Origin of the sequence: Nannocystis sp. RBIL2, assembly GCF_026626745.1 — a bacterium.
Lineage (GTDB): Bacteria > Myxococcota_A > Polyangia > Nannocystales > Nannocystaceae > Nannocystis.
The window spans coordinates 5588525-5601552 of sequence record NZ_JAPNJW010000001.1 but is presented as its reverse complement, the minus strand read 5'-3'; the positions used below and the strand labels follow the sequence as shown (position 1 = coordinate 5601552).

The 13028-nt window shown below is 70.4% G+C and carries 10 protein-coding genes; 7 read left to right on the top strand and 3 right to left on the bottom strand.

From position 1 onward, the window contains the following. Positions 1-37 precede the first annotated feature (37 nt). From OV090_RS22295 to OV090_RS22285, 3 genes are all read right to left on the bottom strand, one after another. A complete protein-coding gene (locus OV090_RS22295; RefSeq protein WP_267706065.1) occupies positions 38-1546 on the bottom strand; it encodes a hypothetical protein in 1509 nt (502 codons plus the stop codon). Between the two features lie 131 nt (positions 1547-1677). Next, on the bottom strand, positions 1678-2286 hold the full coding sequence (locus OV090_RS22290; RefSeq protein ID WP_267707144.1) for a fibro-slime domain-containing protein: 609 nt from the start codon (positions 2284-2286) through the stop codon (positions 1678-1680). Next, the gene (locus tag OV090_RS22285) at positions 2286-2657 is read right to left on the bottom strand and encodes a hypothetical protein (protein ID WP_267706064.1); all 372 of its coding nucleotides are present in this window, start codon (positions 2655-2657) and stop codon (positions 2286-2288) included. The genes OV090_RS22290 and OV090_RS22285 overlap by 1 nt, the downstream gene beginning before the upstream one ends. Positions 2658-3035: 378 nt before the next feature. Between OV090_RS22285 and OV090_RS22280 the strand changes: the two genes are divergently transcribed. The 7 genes from OV090_RS22280 (at position 3036) to OV090_RS22250 (ending at position 13022) form a co-directional block, all read left to right on the top strand. Beyond that, positions 3036-4178 carry an N-acetyltransferase gene (locus tag OV090_RS22280; protein ID WP_267706063.1) on the top strand — a complete coding sequence of 381 codons (1143 nt, stop codon included), beginning with the start codon at positions 3036-3038 and terminating at the stop codon, positions 4176-4178. Positions 4179-4260: 82 nt separating this feature from the next. After that, positions 4261-4542 carry an acyl carrier protein gene (locus tag OV090_RS22275; protein WP_267706062.1) on the top strand — a complete coding sequence of 94 codons (282 nt, stop codon included), beginning with the start codon at positions 4261-4263 and terminating at the stop codon, positions 4540-4542. Positions 4543-4547: 5 nt separating this feature from the next. After that, positions 4548-6317, top strand: a complete 1770-nt coding sequence (locus OV090_RS22270) for a fatty acyl-AMP ligase (RefSeq protein WP_267706061.1) — start codon at positions 4548-4550, stop codon at positions 6315-6317. A gap of 89 nt (positions 6318-6406) precedes the next feature. Then, the gene (locus OV090_RS22265; protein WP_267706060.1) at positions 6407-8167 is read left to right on the top strand and encodes a VCBS repeat-containing protein; all 1761 of its coding nucleotides are present in this window, start codon (positions 6407-6409) and stop codon (positions 8165-8167) included. A 159-nt stretch (positions 8168-8326) separates the two neighbouring features. Beyond that, on the top strand, positions 8327-9142 hold the full coding sequence (locus OV090_RS22260; protein WP_267706059.1) for an alpha/beta hydrolase: 816 nt from the start codon (positions 8327-8329) through the stop codon (positions 9140-9142). 285 nt (positions 9143-9427) lie between these two features. After that, positions 9428-10045: a hypothetical protein gene (locus tag OV090_RS22255; protein WP_267706058.1), complete on the top strand. Its 618-nt coding sequence runs from the start codon at positions 9428-9430 to the stop codon at positions 10043-10045. A gap of 469 nt (positions 10046-10514) precedes the next feature. Next, entirely contained in the window at positions 10515-13022 is a 2508-nt protein-coding gene (locus OV090_RS22250) for a DUF4215 domain-containing protein (protein WP_267706057.1), read from the top strand. The last annotated feature ends 6 nt before the right edge of the window (positions 13023-13028 follow it).

Genomic DNA, 13028 nt, shown 5'->3' with positions numbered 1-13028 from the left:
TGCGCCTGTCCCGAGAGACAGGCGCACGGCCATCGGCTCAGCTGCACAGGCCGTTGCACTCGGCGACGCACACCTCGTCGCAGAGGCACTGGATCTGCGCGTTGTAGAGGTCGATCGTCGCGGTCTCGACGTTCTCGCCGCACATGTAGAGGCACTCCTGGGTCTGGCAGCCGCTGATACAGGTCTCGAGCGCCTTGCAGGCCGCGTTGGCGGCACAGGCGTCGTTCTCGGCCTTGCAGCCGCCGGTCATGGACTCCTCGGCGCAGGCGTTGCACGCCTCGATGCCGTTGCAGGTGCCCTCGACGCAGGTGTCGTCGCCGGCGCAGGCCTTGCCGCAGCCGCCGCAGTTGGCGGCGTCGTACTGCACGTCGACGCAGGTGTTGTCGCACACCGCCTCGCCGGGGTTGCAGCCCTGGAACGCGTGGAACTCGGTCGAGCTAGTGACGATGTTCAGGTAGCCGACCGGCTGCACGGTGACGCCGGTGAGCTCGCCCTTGGTGGTCAGGTCCTTGTACACGTCGACGCGCTGGCGCTGCACCGACACGGCGATGTTGACCGCCGGGTCGCCGCCGACCGCCGCCTCGAGCGCCGCGCGCGGGATGTCGAACTTGCCGCTGGGGTCATCGGCCTTGCAGGTGATGGTGCCGACGGCGAAGTCGCTGGAGGTGACGGTCGCGGTGATCGTGACCTCGCCGTCGCCGGCGTTCCAGCGCACCGGCAGCGGGCCGTCGCCGAACACCTCGGCGAAGTCGAGGGCGTCGAGCTTCGGGCTGGTCTGGATGAACTCCGTGCCCGTGAACTCCTTCTCGAACGCCGCGAAGCCGGCGTTGCTGGCGCCCGAGGCCTGAACCGTGGCCGTGCCGCCGGGGGCGAACGGCGAGGCGTTGTCGTCGCTCATGAAGGCGTACGGCGGGAACAGGGTGATCGGGATCGGCGTGCCGAGGAAGGTCAGCGCGCCGGCGTCGAACGACTCGATCTTCTTGCAGCCGGGCGTGTTCGGGGCGGGGAAGTAGCAGACCTCGTCGGCGCCGCACGAGGCGTCGCAGATCCGCAGGCACGTGGCCTCGCAGCTGTCGTCGAAGCCGCAGTACTCGTCGGCGTCGCAGTCGCCGCCGCAGTCGGGCACCAGCGCCAACTGACAGCCGGCCACGCTCTCGGTACAGCCCTGAATTGCGCCGGTGTCGGCGTCGGGGACGAAGCTCGCGGACACGGCCGGGGAGCTGTTGCCGCCGGCGGCCGGGTGGCTCTCGCCGAGGAAGATCGTGCCGAGCGCGTGCGGGCCGTCCTGCGGCCCGCCGGTCGGATCTTCGGTGTCACCGGTGCCGCCCTCGGTGGGGTCGTCGGTGGTGCCGTCGGTGGGGTCGCCGGTGGGGTCGCCGGCGGACGACGGGTTGCTGGTGCCCGGGTTCGAGGTCGGGCCCGCGGTGAGGGTCGCGGTGGCCGTCAGCAGCGGGTTGGAGTCGTCACCGCAAGCGGTGAGGGAGAAGAGGCCGAAACCGGCCGCGAGGAGCGCGGCGGCGCGGGGGGGAGCGATCGTGTGCTTCAAGGGGTCCATCCTGTGGCCCGCCGTCGACGGAGCCGGGGCCGAGAGCACACAAAGTTCCCGCGCGGTTCACCCCGCTGCGGGCGAAATCCGGCGTGAGCTTCATCCCGAAGCCTGCTACGGGCCGGGCCGGGTCAGCCGGGGATGACGAAGCACTGGATGCTGGTGTCGATGCGGAAGTTCGACTCGGTGGTGTGGCGCTCGGCGTGGAAGATGTCCATCGCGTAGTTCTGGCCGATCGTGATCCCGAGGTAGCCCGCCTGGGCGTCGAGGTCGATCGTGTCGGTCAGCTGCGGGTGCAGCCCGCCGAGGTCGATCGCCAGCTTGCCGTTGATGAACAGCCACAGATCGTCGTCACCGGTGAACGTGAACACCTCGCCGCCCTGGTAGGTGAACTCGGTGTGGATCTCCGTGGTGAAGTGGAAGTTGTGCGGGTTGCCCTCGTTGCCCCAGCCCTGGTCGTCGATGGGGAAGAAGGCGTTGTTCTGGTAGGTGAACTGGCCCGGCGACACCTCCGTCAGCGGGATGTCGATCTGGAACGCCATGTTGACGTCCGGCGTGTCGTTGTACCATTGAGAGAACTCGTTCGGCCCGGTGGTCTGCGGCGTGCCGCCGGCGTGGGCGTAGACCGGCTTGTGGTCGGGCCCGAGATCCTGCTGGACCAGGCCCTCGTAGGCAGTGTCGCCGCCGAAGCTCTCGAAGTCGGGGTGGCTCGTGCGGAAGTCGCGGATCGTCGCCTTCATCACCGGGTCGCACTCCGGCGGTTCGAAGCGGTGGTGTCCGGCAGCGAGGTGGCTGTCATCGGGAAGGTCGTGCTCGTGCTCGTCGTCGTGGTGTCGTCCGGGCCGGTGGTCGCGGTCGTGGTCGGCGGCTCCGTCGTCGTCACAGTCACCGCCGTCGCCGAGCCGTCGCTGCCGCCGTCGGTGAGCGTGCCGGCCTCGCTGGCGCTGGCGCTCGCGGTGGAGTCGGTCGCGGTCTCGCTGGCGGAGGCGGCGCTCAGCGAGTCGATGCCGGTCTGCCCGGTCGAGTCGGTCGGGTCCTTGCCCTGGCCCGAGTCGCCGCAGGCGGGCAGGAGCGGGGCGATGGCGAAGATGGTTTTAAGGACATGTCGCATGGTGTACTCGCTTCCACGGGTGATGCGGCCGGACCTACCACCGCGGTGGCGCAGCGCCGGTCTGCGGGCGACGGGGGCCCGCTCTGGCGCGAGCCGCCGCGCCGCGGTCGGGTCGGTTCGTCCGCGGCGAAGGACGCGCGGGCCGGGGGCGGCGGGGCGCTCGGAAGTCTCTTCGGACATGACCGAAGAGCCATGTCGAAGATAAAACCGCGCGAGCGCACCAGCCACGCCGACGAGGATAGCTCGCGCCGCCGCTGCGATCGCGGGGGGATGCACCCGCGGGCGTTTCGAGCGGTCTCTGCGCACTTGACGCGACGTGCCGCGGGCGGTAGCCCCGCGGCTGAACAAGCCGCAGCGTGCGGCTCCGAGGCCGCGCCCATGTCGTCGTTCGAGCTCGTCGAAGTCCCTCTCAGCGACCGCAAGCTGGTCGAGCGGTTCATCCGGGTGCCCTGGTACGTCCACCGCGAGCATCACCCGAGCCCGCGCTGGGTGCCGCCGCTGTTGATGGACCGGCGGGACTATCTGAACCCGGACAAGAACCCATTTTTCAAGCACGTGCAGGCGGCGTTCTGGATCGCGCGCAAGGACGGGCGCGACGTCGCCCGGGTCGCGGCGGTCCGCGACGAAGACTTCGTGAAATTCCATGGCCTGCAGACCGGCTACCTCGGCATGTTCGAGTGCCCCGACGACCCCGAGCTCGCGCAGGCGCTGGTCGACACCGCCAAGGCGTGGCTCGCGGCCCGCGGCTGCACCGCGATGATCGGCCCGTTCGAGCTGTCGATGAACTACATCTCGGGCGTGCTGGTCGAGGGCTTCGACCGCGACCCCGGCATCAACTTGCCGTACAACCCGCCGTATTACGACCGCCTGCTCCAAGGGACAGGTATGGCCAAGGCCAAGGATCTGCTGCACTGGGGCATCGACCCGCAGCGGCCGATCCCCGAGCGGGTGGCGAAGATCGCCGCCAAGGTCGCCGAGCGGCGCGGCATCACCATCCGCGACATGCGCTTCGACGACTGGGACGCCGAGGTCCTGCGCTCGCTCGAGGTCATGAACGACGCGTGGGAGAAGAACTGGGGCTTCGTCCCGGTCGGGCGCGAGGAGTACCTGCACATCGCCAAGGACCTCAAGATGGTCCTCGAGCCCGGGCTGCCGATCATCGCCGAGGTGAAGGGCGAGCCGGTCGCGTTCGTGATCACGATTCTCGACGTGAACCCGGTCCTGAAGAAGCTGGACGGCCGGCTGTTCCCGTTCGGGATCGTGCGCCTCCTGTGGGACTTGAAGGTGCGCAAGGTCGTCAAGGGGGGGCGGCTCATCCTGCTCGGGATCAAGGCCGCCTACCGCGGCCAGGGCATCGACACGCTGCTGTTCCTCGCCACCCACCGGGCCGCGCAGCGGCTCGGCTGGACCGAGGGGCAGATCGGCTGGACCCTCGAGGACAACGACCGGGTCAACGCCGCCGTGAAGAACATGGGCGGCTACCCGATCGCCAAATATCGCGTGTACGAGACCACGCTGTGACCCCGCTAACGGTGGCCGGCGCGCGCGCGGCTTCCGGTCGCGCTCCAGTTGCGATATAGCCGCCGGTACTCCGGGGAGCGCCGTGACCGAAGCCGCAAGACCCACCTACGAAGCCGTGCTCGCCAAGATCTACGCCTACTTCGACGAGAACCTGGCCGAAAAGCCAGCCGCTCCGGTGAGCGAGCAGTCGCACCTGATCCAGGACCTGCGGCTCGACTCGATGCAGAGCTTCGAGATGGTGTCCGACCTCGAGGACCACTTCGGCATCACCATGCCGATGGAGCTGTTCCAGCACGTGGTCACCGTCGGCGACGTCGCGCGCGAGGTCGTCAAGGTCATCGCGCAGGAACGCGGCGAGGCCTGAGCGCGATGACGCGACCCGAGACGCTCACGCAGGCCCTCGACGCGGCGACCGCCCGCGCCGACTTCGGTTACTCGCACCTCGTCCAGGAGAAAGACCCGGTCAGGTTCCTGTCGTACGCCGAGACCGCGCGGCGGGCCCGACGCTTCGGCGCGGCGCTGCAAGCGGCGGGGGTCCGCGCGGGCGAGCGCGTCGGCCTCATCCTCCCGGACTCGTCCGAGTTCGTCGAGGCGATCTTCGGGGCCATGTACGCCGGCGCGATCCCGGTGCCGGTGTACCCGCCGATGAACCTCGGCCAGTTCGAGGGCTACCTCGCCAACACCACGCACATCCTGCGGCAAGCCGGCTGCTCGCTCGTCGTCACCGACGCCAAGGTGCGGCCGATCCTCGGCAAGCTGATGAGCAACGTGCCGAGCGTGCGCGCGGTCGAGGTCTACGCGTCGTTCGTCAAGCAGGTCGACGAGCGCGCGGCGCCGATCGGCGTCGACGTGAAGCCCGACGACGTCGCGTTCCTGCAGTTCACCTCGGGCAGCACCTCGCAGCCCAAGGGCGTCACGCTCACCCACGCCAACCTGATCGCCAACATCGCGGCGCTCGGCGCCGGCCTCCACGCCGACGGCGACACCGTCGGCCTCAGCTGGCTGCCGCTCTACCACGACATGGGCCTCATCGGCTTCGTGTTCGCGCCGGCGGTGCTGCAGGTGCGCGGGGTCCAGTTCATGTCGCCGCTCTTGTTCCTCAAGCGGCCGGCGCTGTGGCTGCGCCAGCTGTCGGAGCGCAAGGCGACCGTCACGTTCGCGCCCAACTTCGCGTACGGCCTGTGCACCGCGCGGATCAAGGACCACGAGCTGCAGGGCGTCGACCTGTCGCACCTGCGCGTGGCCGGCTGCGGCGCCGAGCCGATCCAGTACGACACCCTCAACGCGTTCGCCGAGCGCTTCGCCGCCTGGGGCTTCAAGCGCACCGCGTTCCTGTCGTGTTACGGCATGGCCGAGCACAGCCTCGCGGTCACCTTCGTCGATCTGCAGGAGGACCTGCGCGCCGACAAGGTCGACCCCGACGCGCTGGTCCACGGCGAGGCGAAGCCGAGCGACACTTCCGACGCGCTCAAGGTGGTCTGCTGCGGGCGCACCTTCCCCGAGCACGACCTGCGGATCGTCGACGCCGAGAGCAACCCGCTGCCGGAGCGCCGCGTCGGCCAGATCGAGCTGCGCGGTCCGAGCGTGATGCGCGGCTACTGGGGCGACGCCGAGCGCACGCTGCAGGTGCTCAAGGACGGCTGGCTGGCCACGGGTGACCTCGGCTACCTGGCCGACGGCGAGCTCTACGTGTGCGGCCGGATCAAGGACCTCATCATCATCCACGGCCGCAACTACTACCCGCAGGACCTCGAGTGGCAGGCCTCGCAGGTCGAGGGCGTGCGCCGCGGCAACGTGGTCGCGTTCGGCATCGAGGACGCGTCGCTCGGGCGCGAGCGGGTGATCGTGGCCGCCGAGGTCCGCACGCCGCACGCCGAGGACCTGCGCGACAAGATCGCCGCCAAGATCCTCGAGACCCTCGCGCTCAAGCCCGACGAGGTCGTGCTGCTGCCCCCGGGCAGCCTGCCCAAGACCTCGAGCGGCAAGCTGCAGCGCAACAAGACCTCGGAGCTGTACCGCGACGGTCAGCTCGGCAAGGGCGCGGTCAAGGCCGGCACGATCGACGTCATCAAGCACCTGGCGACGTCGCGCTGGAGTTACATCCGCGCGGCCTTCGGCAGCCGCGACGCCGAGGACTGAGCGCGCTCGCCCGGCGCGGCCACGCGCTCGCATCCTCGCGGCCACGGTCGCGGCCGCTTTGGCGTATCGTCGCCGGCGGAGGTGCGAGGATGAAGGCACGCGCGTGGAGGATCTTGGGGGCCGGGGTGCCGGCCATGGCGATCGCCTGCAGCACTGCGGCCGGCGCCAACGACACTGACGGCGGGCCCACGGGCAACGCCGCCGACCCGGCCACCTCGATCTCCTCCACCGGCGATCCCAGCGGCCTCACCGCCTCGGCCGGCGGCAGCGAGGGCAGCACCGACGGGCCGGCGCCGACGACCGGCTTCGATCCGACCGGCGACCCCGAGGGCCTCACCACGACCAGCGGCACCACCGGTGAGCCGCCGGCGCCCAGCTGCGACGGTGGCGGCGGCCCGGCCGTCGCCGCCGAACCTGTCCTTTCGTTTACTTTGAAAGATCGCTGGGAAGAGGCCTGGCTCGGTTCGCCCGCCGTGGCCGACCTCGACGGCGACGGCGACAACGAGGTCATCGTCCCGCGCGGCCAGGCCCTCCTGGCCTGGGCCGCTGACGGCGAGGTCTTGTTTAAATTCGAGGCAGAGGGCGGGCGGATCTGGTCGAGCCCGGTGGTGGCGAACTTCATCGGCGGGCCCGAGCTCGAGATCGCGTTCGCCGCCCGCGACCAGGTCTACCTGCTCGACAGCACAGGCGCGATCGCACCTGGCTTTCCGGTCACCTGGGAGGACGAGCTGCGCAGCATCGCCGCCGGCGACCTCGACGGCGACGGCGGCCTCGACATCGCGGTCAGCGTCGGCCACGGCGGTCCGACCGACGTCGTCAATGCCTGGCGCAGCGACGGCACCCCGCTGCCGGGCTTCCCGCCCAACCAGAGCGGCAGCTCCGGCTGCGACGACAAGTGCTACCTGGCCGGCTGCTACGACCAGAACCTGGCCGTCGGCGACCTCGACGGCGACGGCAAGGCCGACCTGGTCGCGCCGCACGACAACGCCTACGCCAGCATCCACAAGGGCAGCGGCGAGGCCTTCGACGCCGCCGACCTGTTCCCCGTGACCAAGACCCCGGGCGTCCGCCACTTGCACGTCCTCGCCGAGGCGATGCAGGGCTACGCCGAGGACGAGGAGACCGCGCTGCAGGCCCACTTCACCAACACCGCGCCGGCGATCGCCGACCTCGACGGCGACGGCCAGCGCGAGGTCGTCATGCTCGCCAGCGTGCAGAACGCGGCCCAGAGCGACCGCGAGAAGGGCGTCGCGGTGTGGGTCGTCGGCGCGGACGCCAGCCGCCGCCCCGGCTTCGATCCGCCGGTGCACCTGCCCGACTACCTCTCGGGTCTGTGGGACTACGGCGACACCAACATCGTCGGCATCACCAACCAGGTCGCGGTCGCCGACCTGCGCGCGGACCATCCGGGCCTCGAGATCGTGTTCGTCGGCTTCGACGGGCGCGTGCACGCGGTGAGCGCCGCGGGCCAGGTGTTGTGGAGCACCGAGTACACCGCCGACCCCGAGGTCGCGGCCGGCGGCGTGGTGATCGGCGACCTCTCGGGCGACGGCGCGCCCGAGGTCGTGTTCAACAGCTACAGCACCGGCGACGACAAGGGCGCGCTGTTCGTGCTCGGCAACGACGGCGCGGTCCAGCACCAGCTGCCGCTGCCGCGCCGCGGCGCCATGCCCGTGCCCACGCTGGCCGACGTCGACGGCGACGGCCAGGTCGACATCGTCGTCTCGCTCAAGGACGCCGAGGACATGGTCGAGAGCGTGCGCGTCTACACCGTGCCCGGCTCGACCGCCTCGTGCCTGCCGTGGCCGACCGGCCGCGGCAACTACCTGCGCAACGGCCTGGTGCCCTGACACTTTCGATGAGATGTCCGAAGGGACATTCTTTCCCGAGCGTGGCGCAGCGGTGAGCATGTCTTAAAGGACATGTCGAATGGGGCGCTCGCGGCGAACGAAGCGATCGGGACATCCTCGCCGTTGCGCCGTGCAGCAGCGGGTGATAGCACTCGCGTCATGAGCGGCCTCGAGGACATCGCCATCACTCGCTGGGGCGCAGCAGGTCCGCGCATCATCCTCGTCCACGGGGGAGCCCAGGGCAGCGAGGTCGGCGGCGAGCGCCACTTCTCGGCGCAGGCCCGGCTGGCCGACCGCGGCTTCGACCTGCTCGTGCCCGATCGGCCGGGTCACGGCCGCACCCCGGCGCCGGGTCGCCCCGACGACGCCGAGGCCGACGGCGAGTGGGTCGCGCATCTGCTCGGCGACGGCGCTCATCTCGTCGGTCACTCGTTCGGCGGCTGCGTCGCGCTCGCGGCCGCGGCCCGGCGCCCCGCGGCGGTCCGCAGCCTCACCCTCATCGAGCCCGCCATGCTGGCGGTCGGCCTGCCTCATCCCGCCGTGCTCGGCTTCGTGCTCCGCACGGTGTTGGCGCTCAAGCTCTCGCGCTCGCCCGAGGCCCGCGCCCGACGGTTCAGCAAGCTCATGCACATCCCGGACGACATCGGCGGCGGCGGCTCGCCCGCGGAGCTCGCAACCATGGGTCAGGCCATCGAACGTCTCAGAGTCCCCGCGCGAGCCGACCTCGAGCGCGAGCTCGCAGGGGTCGTCCAGGCGAACATTCCGCTGATGGTCGTGACCGGCGGCTGGAGCCGCGCCATGGACATCACCGCCGCCAAGGTCGCGTCGCTCGGCCGCGGCCGCCTGGTCACGATCCCGAGCCCGCATCACTTCCCGCAGCTCGTCTCCGACGAATTCAATGAGGGGCTCGCCGCGTTCGTCATGCCCGCCGAAGCTGAGGTTCTTCGATCGACGAGCTTGCGGAGTCGGCGGTGACGCACGCGCCTCGTCGTCGCCGAGTGCAAGTCGCAGGACCGTGGACGTGAAGGTCTCATGCCGCGCTCGTCCTCGTCGTTCGCGCGGAGAGCCAGGATTTGCGGGGTCGAAGCATATGTCCGAAGGGACATGTCCTTTATTAAAATAAAAACCTGCGAACTGCCGTGCGCCTCGCGGTCTCGGCGCCGCGTCTGCGTAGCCGTCTGCACGCCCCGCCGTGCGCGTGCGCCAGCACCTCGTCGCGATCACGGGCCTTCGCCCGCGCAGTTTGCTAGCGTCTTCACCATGCAGGACTCTGCCCACAGTCACCGCGATCTCGTCATGGGGGCGCTGGCCGGTCAGGCCGCGCTGGCCGCTCGCACCGCAGCGCGCGCGCTGTACGACGCCGGCGGCCGCGAGGTCCTCCCGACCGTCGCGCAGGCCGGGCTGCAGACCGTGTTGACGCGCACCGCCACCGGGACCGTGGCAGCGGCCGCGCCGACGCTGCTGGTCGACGCCGCGGTGCAGGCCGGCGCGGCCGAGGTCACCAGCCTGGCGGTGGTCACGACGGCTCGCGCCGCGGGGGCCCAGATCGCGCGCACCGCCGCGCGGGCGGGCGTGGTCGGCCTCGTCGTCGACGCCGCCTTCGGCGCCGCCGAGGGCGTGATGGCCTACCGCCGCGGCACCATGACCGGCAAGCAGGCCTGTGTCCACGCCACGGTCGAGGCCGGCACCGGCGCCGCCTCGACCTCGGTCGGCGTGCTCGTCGCCGCCGGCGCGGTCGCCCTGACCGGCGGCCTGGCTGCCCCTGCGGTCATGGCCATTGGGACAGGTACCGCTCTGGCCGCCAAGCTCGGCCTGCGTCGCCTGTTCGTCCGCAACCGCGCCAGCAAGCCCGCCGCGCCGCTGCCCGCCGCGAGCTGAGGCCCCGTCTTCCGCACCGCCGCCGCGAACGCCAGCGCGGCTCGATGGGCTCGCCAGGCTCGGGGCCCCTCTCGCTACAGCCAGCCGTGATCTCGTCCGGCCCGTGATCGCCTTCATCGCGGCAGTCATTCGCGAACCACGGGCTCGCCCGATCGAGGAGCCGTTCACTGGTGTCGAGCCTGCTGCTCGGCGCCACGAGCTCATCATTCTGCCCCGAGCCCCACTGCCACCCGCCGCGTCCCCATCGCCCAGGACCATCGTTCTGCTGCTGTTCCCCCGCCGGCTCGCAGTCGCGCCCTCGCGCGGCTCGAACCCGCGCGCTGCGTCCTCACCTCTCTCGCCCGAATCGCCTGCTTGTGCCCCTCTGCGGCTTCTGGCAGGCATATGAGGTCTCGTGGCGACAGTGTGCGGAGATTCGCCCCCATGCGTGGGGTGAGCCGTCGGCGAGGCGTGGAGGATGCACATGCGGATGATGGAGCTTGGACTACGGCGATCTGTCTTTTCGACCACCTTGTTGTTGGCGGCGTGCGGTGAGACCGACACGGCCGGCACGGCCAGCGCGAGCGAGGCCACGAGCACGAGCGGCGACGTGCAGACCAGCACGGGTGCGCCGCTGACGACCACCACAGTCGGCGTGACCGACACGCCGACCACGACGCAGGGCATGTCGGGCGGCGAGACAGTCGCGCCGACCACCGGCGAGCCCACGACCGGCGACAGCACCACCACGACCACCGGCGACACCGACACCACGACCACGGGCGAGCCCGATCCGGTGTGCGGCGACGGCCACGTCGATCCGGGCGAGGCCTGCGACGACGGCCCCGACAACGGCGCGGGCAAGCCGTGCAACCTGCAGTGTCAGAGCAACACCTGCGGCGACGGTGACCAGGGCCCCGGCGAGGAGTGTGACGACGGCGCCGACAACATGGACTCCAACAGCTGCAAGGCCGACTGCACCAACAACGTGTGCGGCGACGGGGCCGTCGGTCCGGGCGAGGGCTGCGACGACGGCAACGACGACGACGCCGACGACTGTACCAACGCCTGCGCTCTGGCCAGCTGCGGCGACGGCATCGTCGCCCCGACCGAGCAGTGTGACGACGGCAACGCCGACAACACCGACGATTGCACCGACACCTGCACCGACGCGACCTGCAGCGACGGTCACGTCCAGGACAGCGTCGGCGAGGAGTGCGACGACGGCAGCGACAACGCCGACAACGCCGCCTGCACCACCGCCTGCAAGCTCAACGTCTGCGGCGACGGGGCCCTCTACAACACCGGCGGCGGCGTCGAGGAGTGCGACGACGGCGTCGACAACGGCCCCGGCAAGACCTGCAACGCCGACTGTCAGTTCAACACCTGCGGCGACGGCGACCAGGGCCCCGGCGAGGCCTGCGACGATGCAAACATCGATCCGGGCGACGGCTGCTCCGCGACCTGCAAGCTCGAGGAGTGCGGCAACGGCACCCTCGATCCGGGCGAGGACTGCGACGACGCCCAGAACGGCGACGACGACGACGGCTGCACCGACAGCTGCGAGCTCCCCGCCTGCGGCGACGGCATCCATCAGCCCAACGAGGGCGAGCAGTGCGACCTCGGCGGCCTCAACAGCGACAGCGGCGCCTGCACCGTCGCCTGCAAGCTCGCCACCTGCGGCGACGGCCTCGTCCAGGCCAACGTCGAGCAGTGTGACGACGGCGCCGCCAACGGCCCCGGCAAGCCGTGCAACGCCATGTGCAAGACCAACGTCTGCGGCGACGGCGACAAGAGCCCGAGCGAGGCCTGCGACGACGGCAACCAGAGCAACGACGACGCCTGCACCAACGTCTGCAAGCTCGCCACCTGCGGCGACGGCTTCAAGCAGCCCGGCGAGGAGTGCGACGCCGGCATGAACAACAGCAACACCGGCACCTGCACCCTCGCCTGCAAGAACCCGATCTGCGGCGACACCTTCGTCCAGCCCGGCAAGGGCGAGCAGTGCGACGACGGCAACCTGTCGAGCAACGACGCTTGCCTCAACACCTGCAAGTCCGCCAGCTGCGGCGACGGCGTCGTCTACCAGGGCGTCGAGCAGTGCGACGACGGCAACCAGAACAACAACGACTTCTGCGGCAACCAGTGCGTCCTGCCGACCTGCAGCGACGGCGTCAAGAACGGCACCGAGACCGACGTCGACTGCGGCGGTGCGTGCGGCAAGTGCGGCCTGAACCTGCAGTGCACCGGCGGCCTCGACTGCGCCAGCGGCTACTGCAACGCCGGCAAGTGCGGCATCGCCACGAACTGCAAGGCCATCAAGCAGGCCACGCCGGGGGCAGGCAACGGCGTCTACCCGATCGATCCGGACGGCGCCGGCGCTCAGCAGCCGTTCAACGTCTTCTGCGAGATGACGATCGACGGCGGCGGCTGGACCCTCGCGCTCAAGGCCAACGGCACGCAGAGCACCTTCACCTACGCCGCCGCGCTGTGGACCAACACCGCGACGCACCAGCCGCAGTTCCCCGACCTCGACCACAACGAGGCCAAGCTGCAGAGCTTCAACACCGTGCCGTTCAACGACCTCCTCGTCGGCATGGAGTACCCGATCGGCAACGGCCCGCTGGTGCTGAAGACCATCAAGCTCGGGGGGCTCGTCCGGCCCTCGCTGCAGAACTTGATGAGCGGCGCCTACGTCGCGACCGCCGTCGGCCGCAACGCGTGGAAGAGCTTGATCGACAACAGCTCCCTGCAGCCGAACTGCAACCGCGAGGGAATCAACAGCGTGCCGTGGAACGTCGCGGGCTGGCCGCGGACGCGGATCGGCATCGTCTCCAATCAGGAGAACAACTGCGACTCGCCCGACTCGTATATCGGCATCGGCGGTGACGGGGGCCAGTGCAACGTCAGCGGCTACTCCGTGGGTGACCTCGCCAGCTGCGGCGGCGACAACGGCGACAAGAACCTCGCGGCGTTCGGCGCAGTGTTCGTCCGCTGAGCTCGC